The following is a 17,960-nucleotide window of genomic DNA, read 5'->3' on the forward strand; positions in this document are numbered from 1 at the left end:
TCAGAGCACCGCGCTCGTGCCGCTATCCTCGAACCCGCGACGGGTAGGGGCACCTGGCAGGAACGGCCCTGGACACCGGTGGCACCACTCGCACCCACGGAGATTCTGTGACCTTCCTTTCCCGGCTCTACGACAAGCGGCGCACCGTCGCCTCGGTCGGCACCGTGTCGATCTTCTCGACGCTCCTGGTCGCGTTCGCGGTGACCTACGAGGGTCAGGCGACCGCGGACGTCGAGCTGAACGACTCCGGCGTGTGGGTCACCCGGACGTCGGGAGGTGCGCTGGGGCGGTTCAACTTCGAGTCCCAGGCGCTCGACGGCTCCCTGCTCGCGGGCTCGGCGTCGTTCGACGTGCTCCAGGACGCCGGCAGGGTGCTCCTGGTCGACGACGGCGCGGGATCGGTGAGCCCCGTCGACGTGGCGCGGCTCAAGCTCGACGGGTCCGTCCGTCCTCCGACCGGTGCGCAGGTCGCGATGGGGGGCTCCACGGTCGCGGTCCTGGACGGCAAGGAGGGCCTGCTGTGGGTCATGCCGTTCTCGGCCGCGCCAGGATTCGACGCCGAGTCGACCGAGCCGACCGCGGAGGTCGGTGGCGACGGTGAGGTCCAGGTCTCCCAGGACGGCACGGCCTACGTCGTGGTCCCGGCGACGGGCAAGCTCACCAAGGTCGTGACGTCGCCTGCCGGGCAGGCGCAGGAGGTCACGACGACGAGCGTGCCGGTCAAGGACGGGGACGACGTCGAGGTCACGACCGTCGGCGCCGAGGCAGTGGTGCTCGACCGGACGTCCTCGCGGCTCGTGCTGCCCGGGGGCGAGACCGTCGACCTCGCGGACGGCGCGGACGCGCGGCTCCAGCAGCCGGGCGCGAAGACGCCCGACGTCGCGGTCGCGACCGCGTCCGGGCTCGTGCTGCAGCCGCTCGGCGGCGGGAAGGCCGTGACGCGGGCCGCGTCGGGGGTGCCGTCGGCACCCGTGCAGCTCGGCGGGTGCACCTACGGTGCATGGTCGCAGACCGGTCAGGTGCTCCGTGACTGCGAGGGGACGGACGACGACGTCGACCGGCGCCTGGAGGGCGTGGACCCCCAGGGGCGGCTCGAGTACCGGGTCAACCGCAAGGCGATCGTGCTGAACGACCTGGCCGCCGGCACGCTGTGGATGGCCGCCGACCAGTACGAGAAGGTCGAGGACTGGGAGCTGGTCCTGCCGGAGCAGGCCGAGGGCGAGGAGTCCGACGCCGAGCTCACGACCCCGGAGCAGGTCGACCAGTTCGTCCTCGACCGCAGCCAGCCCAACCAGCCGCCGCAGCCCCAGGACGACGTGTTCGGCGTCCGCCCCGGACGTACCACGCTCCTGCCCGTGCTGGGCAACGACGTCGACCCCGACGGTGACGTCATGACGGCGACGCTCGTGGGCGAGGGGCCCGGCAGCGCCGAGATCCAGTCGGTGCTAGGGGGTGCGGCCCTCCAGGCCGTCGTGGGCGCGGACGCGCAGAAGGGGCACTCGACGTTCCGGTACTCGGTGAGCGACGGTCGTGGCGGGGTCGCAGAGGCCGGCGTGCAGCTCCAGGTCTCGCCGTGGGGCGAGAACGCGGCGCCCGTGCAGACGGGGGAGCCGGTGCTGGTCGTCGAGCAGGGCAAGTCGGCCCAGATCAAGGTGCTCCCGTTCTTCCGGGACCCGGACGGTGACGACCTCTACCTCGCGGCCGCGTCGGCGACCTCGGCCGGCGACGAGGTGCGCTCGCGGCCGGACGGGTCGGTCGAGTTCCGCGACGGCGGCACGTCGACGGGGCGCAAGACCGTCAAGATCATGGTCGCCGACGGGCAGGGCGAGGTCTTCGAGGGCATCCTGCACGTCGACGTGTCCGGCGCCGGCCAGCTCGCGCCGGTGGCGGTCGCCGACCACGTGGTCGTCCCGGCCGGTCAGCCCGTGACCGTCGAACCCCTGCGCAACGACTACGACGCCAACGGGGACGATCTGCGCCTGACCACGGTCGCCGAGTCCGCCCCCGCACAGATCACGCCGAACTACGACGCTGGCACGTTCCAGTTCCTCTCGAACGAGCCTCGGTCCTACGACCTGACGTACCAGGTCTCCGACGGCCCGAACGCGACGACGGGCCTGGTCCGCGTCGACGTCCTGCCGGCCTCCGCGGCCGAGGGCCCGCCCATCGTGGTCTCCGACACGGCTCTGCTGCCCTCGGGCGGGAGCACCCTCGTGGACGTGCTCGCCAACGACTCGGACCCCGCAGGCGGGGTCCTGGTGGTGCAGTCGGTCAGGGTGCCCGACGACGCGGGCGTCTCGGTCGCCGTCCTGGCCCACCAGATGCTGCGGATCACCGAGATCCGTCGCCTCGAGGCGCCCGTCACGGTCGAGTACACGGTGTCCAACGGAAACCAGTCCACGACCGGTCAGGTGCGGATCGTCCCGGTCCCGGCGCCCGTCAAGCTCCAGCCGCCGAACGCCGCGGCCGACGAGGCCACGGTGCGTGTCGGTGACGTGGTCACGATCCCGGTCCTGAAGAACGACACCCACCCCGACGGCCTCGAGCTGTTCCTCCAGGACGAGCTCGAGCAGGGGGTCGCGCCCGAGCAGGGCGAGATCTTCGCGTCCGAGGGGAACCTGCGGTTCAAGGCGGGGGCCGAGGCCGGCACCGCGTACGCGATCTACCGGGTCCGGGACAAGAACGGCCAGGAGGACTCGGCCCAGGTCACGATCCACATCCGCGACGGCGAGGAGAACTCCCCGCCGCAGCCCCTGCCGGTCCAGATGCGCGTCCTGACCGGTGCGAGCGTGCGCACGGTCGTGCCGCTCGACGGGATCGACCCCGACGGCGACTCGGTCCAGCTCACCGGGATCGCCTCCCAGGCGAGCCAGGGCAGGGCCTACGTCGAGGACGGGTACCTCGTCTACGACGCCTCCGACCAGGCGACCGGTTCCGACTCGTTCACCTACTCGGTGCAGGACGCGCGCGGTGCGGTCGCGACCGGGACGGCGCAGGTCGGGATCTCCCGACCGCCTTCGGCGAACCAGCCGCCCGTCGCGATCGACGACGAGGTCACCGTCCGGCCGAGCCGGACCGTCTCCGTCGCCGCGCTGGCCAACGACACCGACCCCGACGGCGACCAGATCGCCCTGCGTTCCGCCGGGCTCGAGGCGCCCGAGGAGCTCGACGCGGAGGTCGCGGGCGACCGCATCGTGATCACCAGCCCTGCCGAGGCAGGCTCGACCTCCTTCTACTACGGCATCGAGGACGCCTACGGCGCCCGCGCCGCGGCCTCGGTCACGGTGAACGTGGACCAGGCGGCTCCGCTGCTGGCGCCCATCGCCCGCGACGACGCCGTGCCGGTCGACTCGATCCTCGGCAAGACCAGCGTGAGCGTGCCCGTCCTGGAGAACGACGACGACCCCGACGGGTCCGGGGACGAGCTCACCGTGTCTACCGACGCCGTCGGTGTGAGCGTCGACAAGGACGGCGTGCTGACGGTGCCCCTCACGCAGGAGCGCCAGGTCGTCACGTACACCGTGACCGACGTCGACGGGCTGACGTCGAAGGCCTTCGTCAAGGTGCCCGGCCTGACCGAGCAGATCCCGCAGCTGCGGCCCGGCATCGCGCCGCTCGAGGTGCATGCCGGTGAGACCCTCCCGATCGACATCACCGACTACGTCCTCGTCCTGGAAGGACGCACCCCGCGACTGACCGAGGAGTCCAAGGTGTCGGCGCTCGAAGGCACCGTCGCGGTCACGGACCCCACGAACCTGACGTACACCCCGCGGGTGGACTACGCGGGCGACGCCGCGGTGTCGTTCGAGGTCACGGACGGCAGCGGCCCCGACGACCCGGACGGGCACAAGGCCCTGCTCACGCTGCCGGTCGTGGTCCTCGCGCCGAAGAACCTCCCGCCCGTGCTCTCGGCCTCCAACGTGGACGTCGCCGCCGGGGAGGAGGCGACCGTCGACCTCGCCCGCTTCGTCGACGACCCGGACGACGACCCGGTCACCTTCAAGGCCGGCGCCGTGCCGGACGGTCTCTCGCTCTCGTTCAGCGGCACGACCGCGACCGTCCAGGCCACCCCGGCGATTCCCAAGGGCACCGTGCTCAACGTCCCGATCAGCGTGACCGACGGCGAGCACCCCCCGGTCGAGGGGCAGCTCGTGGTCAAGGTCGTGGCGTCGACCCGTCCGCTGGCCAAGGCCAACGCGGACACGGTCGACAAGGCCCACCAGGGCAAGGACGTCCCGGTGGACGTCCTGTCCAACGACTCGAACCCGTTCCCCGAGACCCCGCTCAAGGTCGTCGGCGTGCCGGTGGTCGACACGGGGTCGGGCACCGCCCAGATCTCGGGCGACAAGGTCGTCGTGACACCTAGCGACACGTTCTTCGGAGTCATGGTCGTGCGCTACCGCATCCAGGACGCGACCGGTGACCCCGACCGCGAGGTCGAGGGAAGGATCCAGGTCACCGTCCAGGGGCGTCCCGACGCGCCGTCGACTCCACGGGTCGTCGAGGTGCGTTCCAAGACGGTCGTCCTCACGTGGGACCCGCCCGCGAACAACGGTGCGGAGATCACCTCGTACACCGTGCGCTCGTCGGCGGGGGACGAGCGCACGTGCGGGACGACCACGTGCACCATCGACGGCCTGACCAACAACGTGACCTACACGTTCACGGTCGTCGCCACGAACGAGGTCAACGACTCGAACGCCTCGCCGGCCTCCGCGGAGGCGCGTCCGGACGAGAAGCCGAACCGGCCCGCACCTCCCACGCTCGAGTTCGGTGACAAGTCCATCAAGCTCGCGTGGGTCAACCAGACCTACACGGACCGCTCCCCGATCACGTGCGTCAACATCCGGATCTCCGGGCCGGGCGGGAGCGCCGACAAGACCTGCGTCGCCGGGACCACCTACGAGTGGACCGGGCTGCAGAACGGTGGGTCGTACACCTTCGAGATCCAGGCGGTCAACGCGGCCCCCGACCCGTCGGAGTGGTCGGGAGCCTCGCGTCCGGAGATCCCGGCGGGCAAGCCTGCCGCCCCCGCGAAGCCTTCCGCGGCGAGGACCTCGCTGGGTGCGACGTCGCAGATGAAGATCACCTGGACGGCGCCCGACGCCAACGGTGGACCGATCAGCGGGTACACGGTGGAGGCGCTGCGCGGGGGAGCGGTCGTCTCGACGGCCTCTGCCACGGCGACGACCGCCACGATCGGCGTGCCGGCCGACAGCACCGACTACACGTTCCGGGTCAAGGCCCACAACAAGGCCACGGTGAAGTTCGGCGAGGCGGAGTTCAGCCCCGAGTCGAACCCGCAGCGCGCGTTCGCCGCGCCCGGAGCCGTCGCGGGGCTCACGGCCAAGGCCACGGGCGCCAACGGCACGGTGCAGCTCGCGTTCGGCAACGTCTCGGCGGCCGGCGCCAGGGACGGGGAGATCAGCTACGAGTGGAGCCACAACGGCTCCGGCTGGGCCGCCCTGGGAGCGAACAAGGTCGTCAGCGGCCTCAAGAACGGGATCGGCTACGACTTCTTCGTCCGCGCCGTGGTGAAGGCCGACGGCGGTCGGGGGGACGGAGCCGCCTCGAACAAGGCCAGCGCCAACCCGTACGGCCCGATCCCCACCCCGAACGTGAGCGCCTCCGGTGGGAACCAGGCCGTCGGCTTCGCGTGGAGCACCTCGGGCAACGGTCGCGACTACACGACCACGGTCACGGGAGCGGTCTCGAGCGGGGCGGCGAGCGGGAACGTCAACGTCCCGGCGGGCTACTCCGACACCAAGGAGATCTGCGTCACCGTCAAGGACACCGAGGGGCAGACGGCCCAGAGGTGCGCGGCCGCGACCTCGGACGCCAAGCCCGCACGCGACATCTGGACCTCACGAGGCAGCTCGGTCAACAACTCCCAGTGCGGCGACCCGGCGTGCGCCTACCTCGTGCTGAACATCCGCAACGCGGAACCGAACACCTCCTTCAGCACCCAGTGCTGGTCGAGCTACGGCGGCAACCACGCGTTCAGCCCGACCTCCGGCGGGTTCTCGAGCACCGCGCTGAACGGCGCCTCGCAGCGGACCGACGGGGCCGGCAACTGGTCCGGGACCATGTGGTGCTTCCACGGGAACGCCGGGACAACGATCTGGGTCAAGACGAACGTGTGGGGCGACTCGAGAGCGGCGATCTGGTGACCCGCAGCACGGCCCACGCCCTACCGACAGAACGATCGACACGACGAGGAACCCCCTGATGACCACCATGACCCCCGAGCAGGCCACCTGGTTCGCTCAGACCTTCGACCGCCTGGTCGGCAACGTCGGCCAGGCCGTCCTGGGCAAGGCGCACGTCGTGCGCCTGGTCCTGACCTGCATGCTGTCGGAGGGGCACATCCTCCTCGAGGACGCCCCGGGCACGGGCAAGACCTCGCTCGCGCGCGCCCTCGCGGCGAGCGTCCAGGGCACCCAGAACCGCATCCAGTTCACGCCGGACCTGCTGCCGTCCGACGTCACTGGTGTGACGATCTACGACCAGAAGACGGCGAAGTTCGAGTTCCACCAGGGCCCGATCTTCGCGTCGATCGTGCTCGCGGACGAGATCAACCGCGCGTCGCCCAAGACGCAGTCCGCGCTCCTGGAGGTCATGGAGGAGGGGCAGATCACGGTCGACGGCGTGACGCACTCGGTCGGCCGCCCGTTCATGGTCATCGCGACGCAGAACCCGATCGAGCAGGCGGGCACGTACCGCCTGCCGGAGGCACAGCTCGACCGCTTCCTCATGAAGACCTCGCTCGGCTACCCGGACCACGCCGCCACGGTCGAGATCCTCCAGGGCGCCTCGGTGCGGGACCGCAGCGCGACCCTGCAGGCGCTCATCACGACGCAGGCCGTCGCGGAGATGGCCGACCTCGCCGCGGGCGTCCACGTCGACGGCGCGGTGCTCGAGTACGTCTCACGCCTGGCCGAGGAGACGCGCAACGCGGCCGAGTGCCGGGTGGGCGTCTCGGTGCGAGGGGCACTCGCCCTGGTGCGCTGCGCCAAGGTGTGGGCCGCCGCGCACGGACGCAACTACGTCCTGCCCGACGACGTCAAGCAGCTCGCGCTGCCCGCCTGGGCGCACCGCCTGGTCCTCGACCCCGAGGCCGAGTTCGCCGGCGCGACCAACGACGGCGTGCTCGCGCGCATCCTCGGTGACGTCGCCGCACCGCAGGAACGCCGGTCGGCCTGACCCGATGACCACGACCGAATCTCCCGTCGCGGCGCACGGCGGACCGACCGGCGCGAACGGCCAGGGCGGCGCGCCCCAGGACGACGCGTCCCGGACGGCGTCGCGCCCCGGCCAGGGCTCGGCCCAGGCGCCGGGCACCCCTTCCGGACTCCCGCTGCGGTCACGGCTCCTCGGACGCCGGCGCACGGCGACGGCTTCTCCGGCGTCGGCCGCCTCGCCCCTCGGCTCGGCGGCACCCGCGCGCCCGAGGTTCGCGACGCCGTCGGGCACGAGCGGGGACGACGGCCCGGGCGCACGCCTGCGCTCGCTCCTCGCACCCGTGACGGAGTCGGCGACGAAGGGCCTGTCCGTGGTGGCCTCGGTCGTGAGCCCCTTCGGCTGGGCGGTCCTCGTGGGGCTCGTCGCGGCCTGGTGGAGCGGACTGGCCTTCTCGTGGGTCGAGCTGCTCGCCGTCGCGGTCGTGGCGACCGTGGCGATGCTCGGTGCGATCGCGTTCGTCCGCGGGACGTTCCGCTACACCGTGAACCTCGACCTGGGGCAGCGCCGCGTCACGGTGGGGGACCGGGCCGTCGGCACGCTCGAGGTGAGCAACGAGTCTCAGCGACCGCTGCTGCCCGCCGTGATGGAGCTGCCCGTCGGGGCGGGGGTCGCGTCGTTCCCCGTACCGCGGCTGCGGCCGGGGGCGAGCCACGAGGAGATCTTCACGATCCCGACCCACCGGCGCTCGGTCATCCCTGTGGGCCCGGTGCGGTCGGTGCGCGCCGACCCCCTGGGCCTGCTGCGCCGCGAGGTGGTCTGGACGGACCCCGAGGAGCTGTTCGTGCACCCGCGGACCAAGAACCTGTCGGGTTCCTCGACGGGCTTCCTGCGCGACCTCGAAGGCCGGGTCACCCAGGACATCTCCAACTCCGACGTGTCGTTCCACGCGCTGCGCGACTACGTCCCCGGCGACGACCGTCGCCACATCCACTGGAAGACCACCGCTCGCACGGGGCAGCTCATGGTCCGGCAGTTCGAGGAGACGCGGCGGTCGCACCTCGCGGTCGTGCTCTCGACCCGCGCCGAGGACTACGCCCACCCGGACGAGTTCGAGCTCGCGGTGAGCTCGTGCGGCTCGCTCGGCCTCCAGGCCATCAAGGAGGACCGCGGTCTGACCGTCCTCGTCAACGACGGCAGCCTGCGCGGGGACAACCGCGTGCGGCTCCTCGACGACCTGGCTCGGGTCGAGACGAGGTCCTTGCGCACGAGCCTCGTGGACCTGGCGCGCGTGGCGGGCGCGGCCGTCACGGACGCGTCGGTCGTCGCGCTCGTCGTGGGGAGCTCGGTCTCGCCCACCGAGCTGCGCGCCGCCTCGGCCCGGCTTCCCCAGGACGTGCGGGTCATGGCGATCCAGTGCGTCCCGGGGGCGAAGGTCAGCCGTCACCGGATCGCCGAGCTCGTCGTGCTCACCATCGGGGAGCTCGGCGACCTCCCCCTCGCGCTGCGGAGGCTGAACGACTGATGACCGAGAACGACACGCGGGGCCGACAGGCCCCGCCGACCGGTCCCGGTACGGAACCCGGGCACACGGGCGGCACCGGCACGCGGTCGAACGTGACGACCGCACGCTCCTCGACCCGCCTGCGCGGGGCCGACGCGCCGCGTGCGGTGCGGGCGACGGGGGCCGTCGACGCGCTCGCCCTCGTCGTGATGCTGGGGGCCGCCGTGGTCGGCTTCGGCCCGGCGTGGGGTTCGGCGGGCTACCTCCTGCCCGCGCTCGGTGGCCTGGGCCTGGGGCTGGGCGTCGCGTGGCTCGGTGCCTGGCGACGCTGGGGCACCGTCACGGTCACCGCCGTGGCCATGGTCGCGTACGTGGTCCTCGGTGGGCCGTTCGCGCTGCCGGGCACGACGGTCGCCGGGGTCCTGCCGACTCTCGAGACCGTCCGGGGCCTGCTGCTGGGCTCGGTCACCGGCTGGAAGGAGAGCGTGACCTCGGTCCCGCCGCTCCAGTCCTTCCCGGAGCTGGGCGTCGTGCCCTTCCTGCTGCTCTTCCTGGCGTCGCTGGTCGCCGGCACGATCGCCTGGCGCGTCCGTGCCGGGCAGTGGGCGCTCGTCCCGGTCGTGGTCGTCTTCGTCGCCGTGATCCTGCTGGGGACCGTCGTCCCGGCGCTCCCCGTGGTCCAGGGACTCGTGCTGGTCGTCGTCGGGCTCCTGTGGGGCGCGTGGCGCGCGACCGAGGCGCGCCTCGGCGAGCGGCAGGTCCTGACGGCTGCGAGCGTCGTCGCGACCCGGCGCCTGCGCTGGCACCGTGCGCGCGGCGGCGCGGCGATGCTCGCGCTCGGGGCGGTGGCCGCGGTCCTGCTCGTCCCGCTCGTGACCCCGGACACCGAGCGGATGGTCCTGCGAGAGCAGATCGTCCCGCCGCTCGACCTGCACGAGTACGTGAGCCCGCTCGCGTCCTTCCGCAAGTACGCCAAGGAGATGACGGACGACGAGCTGTTCACGGTCGACGGGCTCCCTGCCGGGGCCCGTGTACGACTCGCGACCCTCGACACGTACAACGGGGTGGTCTACGACGTCTCGAGCGGTGCGGGCTCGGGAGTCTTCACGCGCGCCGGCGACCAGATCGCGACCGTCGCGAAGGGCACGCCCACCGATCTGACGATCACCGTCGGCGACTACCGGGGCGTCTGGCTGCCCGACGTCGGCGCCCTCGCGGGCATCGAGTACACGGGAGACCGCAGCGAGGCGCTGCGGGGGACCACCTTCTACAACTCGGAGACGGGCACCGGGGTCGTGACCGCGGGCCTGCGCCCCGGCGACACGTTCCGGCTCGACGCGATCGTCGCGCCGACGCCCTCTCCCGAGGACCTGGAGTCGTCGCACATCCTGGACGCGAAGCTCCCGAGGTCCCTCAACGTCCCGGACTCGGTCGGGGGCAAGGCCGCGCAGTTCATGGCCGAGGAGACCGACCCGGTCGTCCAGCTCAAGAACCTCGAGACGGGGCTCGAGGCGAGCGGGATCTTCTCGAGCGGTCTCGAGACCCAGCTCCCCTCGCGTCCCGGCCACTCGGCCGAGCGCATCGACACGCTGCTCGCGGCCGACGAGATGGTCGGCGACGACGAGCAGTTCGCGGTGGCCCTCGCCCTCATGGCGCAGTCGGCGGGCATCCCCGCGCGCGTCGTCATGGGCTTCTACCCGGACCAGGAGGTCTGGGAGGAGGGCACGCCGTTCGTCGCGACGGGGGCAGACGTGCACGCGTGGGTCGAGGTCCCGTTCGCGGGCTACGGCTGGGTGCCGATCGACGCCATCCCCGAGGAGGACAACAAGATCGAGCCCGAGCCCAAGAGCGACCAGGTGCCCAAGCCGCCGGTCCTCGAGGACCCGGAGCCGCCCGAGGAGCCTGCGGACGCGGAGGCAGGCACGATCGACGACGAGGAGAAGAAGGACGACGCCGAGTCGGACGCCTTCGACTGGGGACGGGCAGCCCTGGTCGCCGTCACGGTGGCCGTCCCGCTGCTCGTCCTCGCGCTGCCCCTGCTCCTGGTCCTGCTGCTCAAGTCGCAGCGCCGCAAGAGGCGCAGGTCGGCCGACAGGCCCGTCGACCGCATCAGCGGTGGCTGGCGCGAGGTGCTCGACGCCGCCACGGACCTGGGTGCTCCCGTCCCCGCGGGCGCGACCCGCCGCGAGGGCGCAGGCACGCTCGCCGAGGCGTTCCCCGTGGCGGCGGCGCCCACCGTGACCCTCGCACGCTCGGCCGACGCGACGGTGTTCGGCACCGGGGACCCGAGCCCCCAGGAGGTCGACGCCTTCTGGAGCGAGGTGGACTCGGTCCTGGTGGGCATGCGCTCCACGAGGCCGCGCGGACAACGCCTGCGTGCAGCGGTGTCGCTACGATCCCTGCGGGGTGCTCGACCGGCATGGGTCCCCTCCTGGGTCCCGGCGCTGCGCCGGTCGGCCCGACCGTCCGTCCGGACCGTGAAGAGACCACCGACCGGTTCCGGCCCGAAGCCAGGGGAGTCCTGATGTCCGAACAGCTGAGCTGCAGCGCCTGCGGGACGGCGCAGCCGGCGGGTTCGTCGTTCTGCGCGGTCTGCGGGACGAAGATGCCCAGCACCGCGGTGCCGTACGGCGCACCCGTCGGCGACGCGCCGTCGTCGGGCCGCGAGCCGTCGATCGCGGTCACGACCGAGCGCGACGTCGCTGCGGCGACCCAGCGCGCGGTGCCGTTCCTGCGACGGACGGACGCCGCCGCGCCCCGGGCAGGGCTCGACGGGGCGCCGGTGGCCGGCACAGGACGCAGGTTCCTCGCGTTCCTGGTCGACGCCGCCGCGGTCTCCGTGGTCTTCGCGGCCGTCCTGCTCGGCGGCGGCGCGGTGGCCGGGGTGTCTGCGACCGCGCTGGCCTCGGTCACGACCCAGGCCGACGCCCAGGAGCTGCTCGGCCGACTGCTGTTCGTGTACGCGGTAGCCGGAGCGGTGTCCCTCGCGTCCTGGGTCGGCATCTGGGTCTGGGAGGGGAGCACGGGCCGGACGCTCGGCAACCTCGCGACCGGTGTCCGGTCGGTCCGGGCCGAGGACCGGTCGCCCCTGGGCTTCGGACGGGCGGCGCTGCGCTGGATCATCACCTTCCTCGGGGCCCTCGCCCTGGGGATCGGCGAGCTGCTCGTCGTCCTCTCCCCGGCCTTCGACAGCTCGGGACGGAACCAGGGATGGCAGGACAAGGTCGCCAAGGCGCTCGTGCTCGACGTCCGCGGACTCCAGGACGGGAGCGCCACGGTCGGCGTCGTCGGGAAGCCGAGCACCCAGCCGGTCGCGGCGAACCCGAGCGGGTACGGCGGCTCCTCGGCGTCGGGACACGTGCCCGTCACCGGGGCGTTCGCCGCGCAGCCAGCGAGCCCGGCCCCGGGGGCCGGGCTCGCTCCCGTCGGCGACCCGTGGGCCTTCCCGCAGCAGCCGCAGCAGCCCTCGCTCGTGCCCGCGGACGGGCTGATCACGGGGGTGCCAGGCGCCGTCCCGCAGCCGGGCCCCGCACCGGTCGCGCCGCAGCCGGGCCCCGTTCCCCTCGGGGGCCTTGCGACCACGGCGACACCGGCACCTGCCTACGAGGAACCCGACTGGGACTCGACGCGTCTGAGCGCCCGGGAGATCCGGCGCGAGGCGCACGAGGCGGCCCCCACGCCCGGGGCGGTGCTCGAGCTCGAGTCCGGACAGCGGGTCCCCCTCTCCGGACCCGCGCTCGTCGGACGCAACCCCCAGGCGACGGGGGCCGAGGCCACGACTCTCGTCCGGGTCGAGGACCCGACGCGGTCCGTCTCCAAGACGCACGCCGAGCTGGGCTTCGACGCCGGCGGCCTGTGGGTGCAGGACCGTGGGTCGACGAACGGGACCGTCCTCCTGCCGCCCGGCGGGGCGCCGGTGGCGCTCGACCCGGGCGTGCGCGTGCCCGTGCCCGTCGGCTCGGTGATCACCGTCGGGGACCGGCGCATCGTCGTCCACCCGGGACCTGTCGCATGAGCGGATGGCCCGCCGGGGTGAGCCTCGTCTGGGGCGCGAGCTCGCACCGGGGGGCGCGACGGCTCCTCAACGAGGACAGGTTCCTCGCCGACCGTTCGGTCTTCTTCGTCGCCGACGGCATGGGCGGGCACGACGCCGGCGAGGTCGCGAGCTCCGCGACCATCGACGCTCTCCGCCCGCTCGGCGCGCTGGCCACGGTCTCACCCGAGGACGTGCGTGACCGGCTCGTCGTGGCGCAGGACGACGTCCGCGCCATCAGCACCGAGCCCGGCCGCGGCGCCGGGACGACCGTGACCGGCGTCGTCGTGGCCCAGATGGAGGGCATGCCCTACTGGCTCGTGGTCAACATCGGCGACTCGCGGACCTACCAGATGTCGCACGGGGTGCTCGAGCAGCTGAGCGTGGACCACTCGGAGGTCCAGGAGATGGTGGACGCGGGGATGCTCACGGCGACCGAGGCGCTGACCCACCCGCGACGCCACGTCGTCACGCGCGCCGTCGGGGCCTCGCTCCCGCCCGAGCCGGACTTCTGCTGGGTGCCCATCGCCGCGCGGGACCGGATGCTCGTGTGCTCCGACGGCCTGACGGGCGAGCTCTCGGACGAACGGATCACGGAGATCCTGCTCGCGCAGCCGGACCCCCAGGCCGCAGCCGACCGTCTGGTCAACGAGGCCATCGTCGCCGGAGGGCGGGATAACATCACTGTCGTCGTCGTCGACGCGACCGGGGCGTGGGGGGACACCGACGACGGCTCCACGGCCCCCCGCGAGAACCTCGGGTATGCCGACGAGGACACCTTGCCGCGAGAGATTCGCCTGCAGATGGGGGAGAGGTCGTGAGACTGCGCTACGACACCGGGAGCGCGTTCGGGTTCGTCCGGGGTGGTGCGATCGTCGTCCTCCCGGAGGGAGCGACGAGCGAGCTGGTCGGACGCCTGTGGGACGGCCTCGACGCGGCAGGAGACGCCGACGTCGAGGTCATCGAGGTCATCCAGCTCCTGACCGTGGTCCTCGGGGCGACCTTGCGGACCATGCCGCCGTTCGCCGTCGCGGTCGTGTCGGGGCGACGCGCCCAGGTCGCCGTCCGTGGCGCGGTCTCCGTCACGCTCAGCACGTCCTCGTCCCGGGTCCACGTGGACGGCGACGACGTGACCACCTGGTCCGAGCGTCTCGTGGACGACGTCGAGGAGGTCTCCGTCCAGCTCGGGGTCGAGGACGCCCCGGCCCTGGAGGCGGGTCCTGGACAGGTGGCGCTCGTGGGCCTGCCGCTCCACGAGGGCGTGGTGCTGGCGTCGCGGATCGTCCGGCACCTCGTCGGGACGTCCGCCGTGCCCGCGGCCACCCCTCGTGCGGAGCACACCGGGCAGGCGCCCGCCGAGCCGCCCGTCGCCCCTGCTGCGCGCCCGGCGTCCGCGTTCGAGCCGGTCCTGGTGGGGAGCGCGGCGCTGGCCGAGGACGACGACCTGGAACCACCCCTCGTCTCGGTACCGAGCCTGGCCGCCGTCGCCGTCGGGCCCGACGACGACGCCGCCCCGGTCGCCCTGGTCGCAGCAGTACCGGGCCTCGACGCCGCGCCGGACGACGAGGTCGTGCCGACCCGCTCGCCGGTCGACGAACGGTCGGCCGAGACGATCGTCTCGATGGAGACGATCGCGCCCGAGCTCACGGTCGTCCCTCCGGTCGACGACCTCGACGACCTCGACGACGCGGTGGCGGCCGTCGACGACGGCTACGGGCACCTGTGGGAGTCCACCGTCCTGCGGACCGTCGAGGACGCCGCGATCCGCATCGACGAGGAGGACGAGCAGGACGACGTGCTTCCCGTCCCCACCCCCGTCTCCGTGGCGTCGGTCGAGAACGCGACCCCCGTGCCGCCCGCTGCGACGCCCGAGCCCGTTGCGAGCATGATCGACGGCATCCCTCGGGAGTGGACCGGGTCGACGCCCGCCGCGTCGGTGCGCGCCGCCACGGTCACGGGCGACCAGGCCCGGCGACCGGGCCCCCCGGTGGACCTCGCGCCCGCCGGCGGCCACTCGACGACCGGGCACGAGGTGGCGGTCGGAGAAGACCTGGCGGGGGACGACCACGACGGGCACACCGTCTTCTCCTCGGTCATCGCCGACCTCCGCGCCCAGGTGTCCGGAGCCGGTGCGGGCATCGCCGTCCCTGCGCCGCCCGCACCTCCCGTGCCGCCCGCACCTCCCGTGCAGCCCGGAGCGGCCGTGCCGCTCGGCGGTGTGCCGCTCCCGACCGGCGTCCCGGCGCCAGGTCCCGCACCGGTCGACGGCCGGGCCTCGGCCGCAGGCCCGACCTTCGCGCCGCCCGCGCCTCCGGGCTCCCAGCAGATCCTGGCCCGCGTGTGCGTGGACGGTCACGCGAACCCTCCGTCGCGGGACACCTGCGGGAGCTGCGCACACGTCCTGGTGGGGGACGCCCACCTCGTGACCCGGCCCTCGCTGGGCCGGTTCACGCTCTCCAACGGGCAGGTCGTGGAGCTCGACCGCCCGGTGGTGCTCGGACGCCGCCCCCGCACGACGCGAGCGCAGAGCAACGACCTGCCGCGCCTGGTCGCGGTGCCGAGCCCGGAGCAGGACATCTCGCGCTCTCACGTCGAGATCCAGCTCGAGGGGTGGCACGTGCTGGTGTGCGACCTCAACACGACCAACGGCACCACGCTCCTGCGCCCTGGTCAGCCGCCTCGGCGCCTGCACCCGGGGGAGCCCGCGATGGTCGGGTCGCACGACGTCGTCGACGTGGGTGACGGCGTGACGTTCACCTTCGAAGGGTTGCTATGAGCAGCAAGCGTGCCCCGTCGCCGCCCCCGCTGATCGACGGGTACGAGTACGTGTCGGTCGTCGGTTCGGGCGGGTTCTCCGACGTCTTCCTCTACCAGCAGCAGCGCCCCCGTCGCCGGGTGGCGATCAAGGTCCTGCTGCACGAGTGGTCGAGCGAGTCGCAGCGCGCCGCGTTCGACGTCGAGGCCGACCTCATGGCGACGCTCTCGACCCACCCGTCGATCGTGACCATGTACGAGGCGAACGTGACGTCCGACGGGCGCCCCTACCTCGCCATGGAGTACTGCTCGCGGCCCAACCTGGGGGCCCGCTACCGGTCCGAGCGGCTGAGCGTCGCCGAGGCGCTGCGCATCGCCGTGCAGATCGCGGGAGCGGTCGAGACCGCGCACCGGGCGGGGATCCTGCACCGGGACATCAAGCCGGCGAACATCCTCGTGACCGAGTACGGCCACCCCGCGCTCACGGACTTCGGCATCTCCTCGACCATGGACGACGCCTCCCGGGCCGAGGGCATGTCGATCCCGTGGTCGCCCCCGGAGTCCTTCGCCGAGGACCCGTGGGCAGGCAAGGAGACGGACGTCTGGGCGCTCGCCGCCACGACGTACACCCTGCTGGCCGGGCGGGCGCCGTTCGAGCTGCCAGGAGGGTCCAACTCGAGCGCGAGCCTCATCACGCGCATCGAGTCGACGCCGCTGGCCCCGACCGGACGCACCGACGTGCCGCCGTCGCTCGAGCGCGTGCTCGGGACCGCCATGGCCAAGAACCCGGCCTCGCGGTACCCGACGATGCTCGCTTTCGCGCGAGCCCTCCAGCAGGTCCAGAACGAGCTCTCGCTCGCCGTCACCCCCATCGACGTGCTCGCCGACACGGGGATCACGCAGGAGGAGGAAGCCGACGACGACGGCGGTACGCGGCTGCGCGCGGTCGTCTCGATCGACCCCCGCGGAGGAGGTGCCGGCGGCACCTACCCGACCGGCGCGGCGTCGACGACGAGCGGTACCGCGCCGGTCCAGCGGCACGTGCCCGTCGGAGCGGCGACGGGCGGTTCCGCTCCTGCGGCGCACGCTCCTGCTCCGCACGCTCCCGAGGTGCCCGGTGCCTACGCCGCGCAGTCCGGTGCAGGGACGCCCGCCCAGGTCGCGTACTACGCGCCCGCACCCGCGCGCCCGGCCCAGGCTCCGGCGTCGGGCACCGGGTACGTCCCGCCGCGCCCCGCGCCCGGCCCGGGGACCGCCGCGACCGGGACCGCCGTGTGGGGGCCGCCGACCGACGACACCGTGCACCGCGCCCCGGGCTCCTCGCCCGAGCCCGAGCAGGCAGGACCGCGGCCGCGGCGTGCCCTCTGGCCGTTCCTGGCGGGCGCCGGGGTCCTCGTGCTCGTGGCGGTCGGGATCTACGCGCTCCTGCCCGACGGGACCGCGACCGACACGGACACGGGGAGCGGCACGACCTCGGCGGACGAGCCGGCCGACGTGCCCTACGACAACCTCGGCGACCTGGTCCCGCCCCCCGAGGACCTGCAGGCGCAGTACGACGCCGCGAACGGGAGCGCTCTGTTCACCTGGGCTGCGCCCGAGGGCGTCCTGGTCGGCGACACCTACGTGTGGCAGCACATCGACCCGACCAAGGAGACCTCGCCGGCCCCGGCGCCCCCGGGAGGACTGTCCGTGGCGGTCCCCGCGGGAGCCAACGAGACCGTCTGCGTCGAGATCCGTACCGTCCGGGACGGTAAGCCGTCCGTCCCGGTGAAGGAATGCGTGACCCCATGAGCGACCTCGCGATCGAGTTCTGCGGAGAGTGGTTCCGCCCCGTCCCCGGCGGGACGTTCGACATCGGGCGCGACGGCGACCTCGAGATCGAGGACAACCCGTACCTGCACCGGCACTTCCTGCGCATCTCGCACGAGAACGGCATCTGGTGGCTGGCGAACGTCGGCTCGCTGATCTCGGCGACCGTCTGCGACGCCGGCGGCGGCGTCCAGTCGTGGCTGTCGCCCGGCAACCGCCTGCCGCTCGTGTTCCCGTCCATGTCGGTCGTCTTCACGGCCGGGCCGACCACCTACGAGCTGCTGGTCCAGCTCCAGGGGGCGCCCTACCAGGAGATCCGCTCCGAGGAGCCGTCCGACGGCGCGACCACGATCGGGGCCATCCCGTTCACGATCAGCCAGAAGCAGCTCATCCTGGCGCTCGCCGAGCCCGTGCTGCGCCGGGACGGGACCGGGCTCTCCGAGATCCCGACCTCCGCCGACGCCGCACGCCGCCTCGGCTGGGCCACCACCCGCTTCAACCGCAAGCTCGACAACGTGTGCGAGCGGCTGGACCGCATCGGGGTCAAGGGCCTGCGCGGTGGAGTCGGGGCGCTCGCCACGAACCGTCGTGCACGGCTCGTGGAGTACGCGGTGGCCTCACGCCTCGTGACGACCGAGGACCTGCCCCTGCTCGACCTGGTGGACGAGAGCTCCTGAACCC

At 73.0% G+C, this 17,960-nt stretch carries 9 protein-coding genes; all 9 read left to right on the top strand.

The window, feature by feature from the left end; all coding sequences use genetic code 11:
* The first annotated feature begins 107 nt into the window (after window positions 1-107).
* The 9 genes from ACZDYF_RS18100 to ACZDYF_RS18140 are packed head-to-tail and all read left to right on the top strand — an operon-like array spanning window position 108 to window position 17,956.
* On the top strand, window positions 108-6,170 hold the full coding sequence (locus ACZDYF_RS18100) for an Ig-like domain-containing protein (RefSeq protein ID WP_475060789.1): 6,063 nt from the start codon (window positions 108-110) through the stop codon (window positions 6,168-6,170).
* A 58-nt stretch (window positions 6,171-6,228) separates the two neighbouring features.
* Entirely contained in the window at window positions 6,229-7,203 is a 975-nt protein-coding gene (locus ACZDYF_RS18105) for an AAA family ATPase (protein WP_475060792.1), read from the top strand.
* A 4-nt stretch (window positions 7,204-7,207) separates the two neighbouring features.
* Entirely contained in the window at window positions 7,208-8,704 is a 1,497-nt protein-coding gene (locus ACZDYF_RS18110; RefSeq protein ID WP_475060795.1) for a DUF58 domain-containing protein, read from the top strand.
* Window positions 8,704-11,208, top strand: a complete 2,505-nt coding sequence (locus tag ACZDYF_RS18115) for a transglutaminase-like domain-containing protein (protein WP_191791747.1) — start codon at window positions 8,704-8,706, stop codon at window positions 11,206-11,208. Before ACZDYF_RS18110 ends, ACZDYF_RS18115 begins: the two co-directional genes overlap by 1 nt.
* The gene (locus ACZDYF_RS18120) at window positions 11,208-12,698 is read left to right on the top strand and encodes an RDD family protein (protein ID WP_475060799.1); all 1,491 of its coding nucleotides are present in this window, start codon (window positions 11,208-11,210) and stop codon (window positions 12,696-12,698) included. The genes ACZDYF_RS18115 and ACZDYF_RS18120 overlap by 1 nt, the downstream gene beginning before the upstream one ends.
* Entirely contained in the window at window positions 12,695-13,537 is an 843-nt protein-coding gene (locus ACZDYF_RS18125) for a PP2C family protein-serine/threonine phosphatase (protein ID WP_191791749.1), read from the top strand. The genes ACZDYF_RS18120 and ACZDYF_RS18125 overlap by 4 nt, the downstream gene beginning before the upstream one ends.
* Window positions 13,534-15,492 carry an FHA domain-containing protein gene (locus ACZDYF_RS18130; protein WP_475060804.1) on the top strand — a complete coding sequence of 653 codons (1,959 nt, stop codon included), beginning with the start codon at window positions 13,534-13,536 and terminating at the stop codon, window positions 15,490-15,492. Before ACZDYF_RS18125 ends, ACZDYF_RS18130 begins: the two co-directional genes overlap by 4 nt.
* Window positions 15,489-17,261 carry a serine/threonine-protein kinase gene (locus tag ACZDYF_RS18135; RefSeq protein ID WP_475060807.1) on the top strand — a complete coding sequence of 591 codons (1,773 nt, stop codon included), beginning with the start codon at window positions 15,489-15,491 and terminating at the stop codon, window positions 17,259-17,261. The genes ACZDYF_RS18130 and ACZDYF_RS18135 overlap by 4 nt, the downstream gene beginning before the upstream one ends.
* Window positions 17,258-17,956, top strand: a complete 699-nt coding sequence (locus ACZDYF_RS18140) for an FHA domain-containing protein (protein WP_138825626.1) — start codon at window positions 17,258-17,260, stop codon at window positions 17,954-17,956. The genes ACZDYF_RS18135 and ACZDYF_RS18140 overlap by 4 nt, the downstream gene beginning before the upstream one ends.
* The last annotated feature ends 4 nt before the right edge of the window (window positions 17,957-17,960 follow it).

Source organism: Oerskovia sp. PE-21s (assembly GCF_056158145.1).

Coding starts and splice junctions, on each gene's coding strand:
- ACZDYF_RS18110 (WP_475060795.1), top strand. CDS start 7,208: ATGACCACGACCGAATCTCCCGTCGCGGCGCACGGCGGACCGACCGGC.
- ACZDYF_RS18115 (WP_191791747.1), top strand. CDS start 8,704: ATGACCGAGAACGACACGCGGGGCCGACAGGCCCCGCCGACCGGTCCC.
- ACZDYF_RS18125 (WP_191791749.1), top strand. CDS start 12,695: ATGAGCGGATGGCCCGCCGGGGTGAGCCTCGTCTGGGGCGCGAGCTCG.
- ACZDYF_RS18105 (WP_475060792.1), top strand. CDS start 6,229: ATGACCACCATGACCCCCGAGCAGGCCACCTGGTTCGCTCAGACCTTC.
- ACZDYF_RS18135 (WP_475060807.1), top strand. CDS start 15,489: ATGAGCAGCAAGCGTGCCCCGTCGCCGCCCCCGCTGATCGACGGGTAC.
- ACZDYF_RS18120 (WP_475060799.1), top strand. CDS start 11,208: ATGTCCGAACAGCTGAGCTGCAGCGCCTGCGGGACGGCGCAGCCGGCG.
- ACZDYF_RS18140 (WP_138825626.1), top strand. CDS start 17,258: ATGAGCGACCTCGCGATCGAGTTCTGCGGAGAGTGGTTCCGCCCCGTC.